General features: G+C 75.0%; 3 protein-coding genes. All 3 read right to left on the minus strand.

The genetic code is table 11. From position 1 onward, the window contains the following. Positions 1-1497, minus strand: a 1497-nt coding sequence (locus ACLEQD_RS39180; RefSeq protein ID WP_410390995.1) for a hypothetical protein, incomplete at its 3' end; no start/stop codon positions are given. Then, positions 1494-2252, minus strand: coding sequence for a hypothetical protein (locus ACLEQD_RS39185; RefSeq protein WP_410390997.1), 759 nt, complete (start codon positions 2250-2252; stop codon positions 1494-1496). The genes ACLEQD_RS39185 and ACLEQD_RS39180, both read right to left, overlap by 4 nt. After that, positions 2168-3211 (minus strand): hypothetical protein, encoded by a 1044-nt coding sequence (locus ACLEQD_RS39190; protein ID WP_410390999.1) that lies wholly within the window; start codon positions 3209-3211, stop codon positions 2168-2170. The genes ACLEQD_RS39185 and ACLEQD_RS39190 overlap by 85 nt, the downstream gene beginning before the upstream one ends. Positions 3212-3618 lie beyond the last annotated feature (407 nt).

Raw genomic sequence — 3618 nt, forward strand, 5'->3', positions numbered from 1 at the left:
TGCCGCCCACCACGAGTGGCACGGGTCCGTGGTGAGCACGGCGCTCGCGTCCGCCAGCTCCAGCTTGCCCGTGTCCGCCTGGACGCCGCGCAGCCGCCGCAGCACCGGCAGCGACGGGCCCTCCGGCTGGAGCCGCGTGACGCGGTCCTCGATGACGACGAGGTCGCCCGCGCGCAGCTTCGCGGCGCTCTCGGGGGAGACCTGGAGCGTCATCGCATCCGCCGCCGCGGGCGCGGTGAGCGGCAGCACCGTGGAGCCGTTGTCGCGCGACCACAGCACCACCGGCTGCGCGCCGCCCCGGAAGAACTCCACGCGGAAGTGGAGGTTGTCGGAGCCCACGTAGCCCTCGCCCGTGGAGGCGTTCTCCGTGGCGAGGCAGCGGTCGCGGCACGGGTCCAGCGGCTCCGGAGGGAAGCGGTCCGGCAGCGCGCCCTTCGGGATGTTGGTGGTGAGCCGCGCTCCGCTGGTGGGCGTGGGCAGGGCTTCCGCGTCGGTGGCGGCCAGGTCCTGGAGCGCGCGCACCTGGGTGACGAGCCGCAGGCGCACGGTGGTGTCCTGGCCGTCCAGCGCGGGCTCCGCCAGGAACGCGTCGTCCAGGTGGGTGGTGGTCTGCTCCCAGCAGTCGAGGAAGAAGAAGTGGTGCCGCGTGCCGTCCGTGGGCAGCGCGGCCAGCGGGGTGGCTTCCGGCAGGTCCGGCTGCGCGGAGTAGCGCAGGTCCTGCTCCAGGAAGATGCGCACGCCGTCGAGCAGCATGCGGCCCGCGCCCGGCAGCGTCCCGTCTCCGCCTCTTATAATGATGTCGGCCCCCAGCGCCGCGTCCTCCACGCGCAGCGCGCTCACCCACGTGCGGGCCACGGGCGGCAGCCCCAGCACGCCCCAGGTGCTCAGCTTCGCCGGGTCCACGTCCGCGAACGCGGAGACGGGGAAGCGCACGTCGTTCCAGCCGGAGGGGCGCTGGCCCAGGCCGGCGGAGATGATGGTCTCGTGGCCGTCCGTGTCCGCGACCACCACGCGCAGGTCGATGATCTCATCGTCGGTGGGCGGCCGCTCGAAGCGCAGGCCGATGACGAGCGCGGAGGCGGTGAAGTCCGTGCCGTCGGAGCGCGGCACGGCCGTGAGGTCCAGGGGCGCGGGCAGCGTGCGGCGCAGCGCGATGTGGCCCCGGCTGCGCACCACGAAGGGCAGCGTCTCCGCGTCGTAGCGGTCCAGGCGCAGCTCGCGCGGGATGGTGCGCTCGTCGCCGGCGGCCAGCCCCTGCCCCGTCCAGCCGAGCACGTTGCGGATGGGGTCCACGAGGTACGTGTCGACGATGCGGAAGCCGTCGTCGGGTGAGCCCTCGGCGACGTCGGCGGAGCGGCGGCGCGCGTCCACGGTGCGCAGCCGCACCTCCTCGTTCCAGTCAGCGTCGAGGCTCATGCGCCCCATCTGCTGGTAGACGCCGGAGAATCGCCGGGCTTCGTCGAAGCGGGACCTGGAGGTGTACGCTTTCACGGTCATGGTCGGCTCATCCGAATGAGGTCGTCCTGGCTGCGGTCGGCGTGGAAGGGCGTCACGCCAATGGGCATGCTGTCGTCGGTGCGCGCGGACAGCTCGCGCTCGTGGTCGGAGCGCTCGCCGTGGGCGCCGGGGACGCCGCCGCGCTCGGAGGCGTGGAGCGCGTCAGGGCCGTTGTTGTCGCCGAGCACGAGGTAGCCCGGGTCCGTCTGGCGGTTGGACTGGAACGACACCGTGTGCACCCGCGACTGGTGCGACACCGGGGGCTGTCCGCCGCGCGCGTGGAGGCTGTAGCGCAGCCAGCCCAGGTCCGGCCGGTCCGTGCGCACCTCGCCCGCGAAGGCGCAGGAGGACGCCTCCAGCACGCCCGCCTCCGTGGCGCCCAGCACCGTGCAGTGCCGCAGCCGCACTCGAGCGCCCGCCGCGCGGATGGCGACCGCGTCCCGGTCTCCGGCGTCGAAGGTGCAGCCCGCGGCGACGAGGTGCACCCAGGGCGGCAGCTCGATGGACGCCCACCATGCAGCCGTAGAGGCGCAGCTCCACGTCGGCGGGAGGCAGCGAGCGCCGCGCGCTGATGTCCTGGTGGCCGCCGCCCGGCATCCACAGGCCCACCTGCCCGGGCGCGCCAGGTTGCACCAGCGCAGGTCCGCCTGGCCTCGCGCGAGCACCAGCTCTAGCCGCCCCGCGAGCCACAGGCCCGCGAGCCACACGCCCGTGGCCGCGCTGCCGCCGAAGCCCGGGTAGAGCGCCAGCGACAAGCCCTGCTCGTCCGCGCCGATGCAGGGGCCGCGCCCGTGTCTGCGGCGAAGAGGGACAGCCCGTTGTCCAGCCCGTGTGACAGGCGCTCCGGCGGCAGGCGCGGCGAACCGATGAGGCCCAGCACCGGAGGCGCTCCGGAGCCGAGCCCTTGCGCGACCGTCGCGACGATGGGCCGCTCCTGGCCTCCGGCCGCCAGCACTCCGCCCGCGCGTTCCGGGGAGATCCACGCGGTGACGGGAAGGCCGGCGCCGGAGCGGTCTCCAGGACGGTCCGGAGGACTGATGAACGGCAGGTCCGGCTCCGCCCAGGCGGCGGGTGGACGGCGGTCCGGCGGGAGCAGCCCCGCGCCCAGCGAGGCGCCCCGCCCCACCCTCACGGAGACGGTGACGCGGCCCACGGGCGCGTCGTCCTGGAGCACGACGCGGCCCAGGCGAGGATCCACCGCGACGATGCCGGAGGCGTTGCTGGGCGCGAGCGTCGTCCACGGGCCCAGGCTTCGCTGGCGCAGCTTGAACGGCTGGCGCTTCAGCCGTCCGGGAATCGAGTAGCGCCGCGCGCCGCCGACCACGGAGGCGTCCCGGGAGTGGTACGCGCCACCGGGCCGGGAGTCGAGCGGGAGCGGCTGACCCTCGCGGGGCTCGATGAACACGGCGCCGTCGTTGGCGACGTTGAAGCGCAGGAGCTCCTCCGGCAACAGGGCCAGCTCCGGCAGGAAGGCCAGGTGCCCGCGCCCGCCCAGTGAGAAGACGACCTCCGACGCGGGCAGCGGCGCCGGATCCACGAGGAGCACGCGGCCGTCGACGTACAGCGCCTCTCCTGGAACCGGAGGGTTCGTGCCCGCGGGCTCCAGCGGTCCCGCGACCCAGGCGTCCTCTCCCGCCTTCAGCGTCATCCTGCGGGGACGCGTCGTGTCCGCCCAGACGAGCGCCTCCAGCCCCTCGGCGGTCGGCGTCGCCACGAGCACGCCGGGCAGGTTCGCGGTGATGGGCAGCGGGGCCAGGGCCCGGCCAGGCCGGGCTCGCGGAGGCCGGGTCGCAGGACATCACCGGCACGGCCAGCTCGCCCGTCACGGCTTCGCCGCCCAGGAGCACCAGGCCCTGTGGAGTGCTCAGCAGCGTCGCGGCCTTGCGCTCCTGGCGGTTGCGCACCGCATGGGGGCGCCACGGTCCACCCGCGACCGGCAGCGACCAGAGGTCTCCGGTGGGCGCGCCGCCCAGGTCGCCGCCGTGGACGAACAGCCGGCCACTTCGCACGCACAGGCCGGGCGCCAGCCGCGCGGAGGGCTGCCGTGGGCTCGCGGTGTCCAGCCGCGCCCCCGTCGGCGTGGCGGTGTCAGGCCCGTCACCGACCACACGCCCAGCTTCC

Origin of the sequence: Corallococcus sp. 4LFB, assembly GCF_046520365.1 — a bacterium.
GTDB classification, from domain to species: domain Bacteria; phylum Myxococcota; class Myxococcia; order Myxococcales; family Myxococcaceae; genus Corallococcus; species Corallococcus caeni.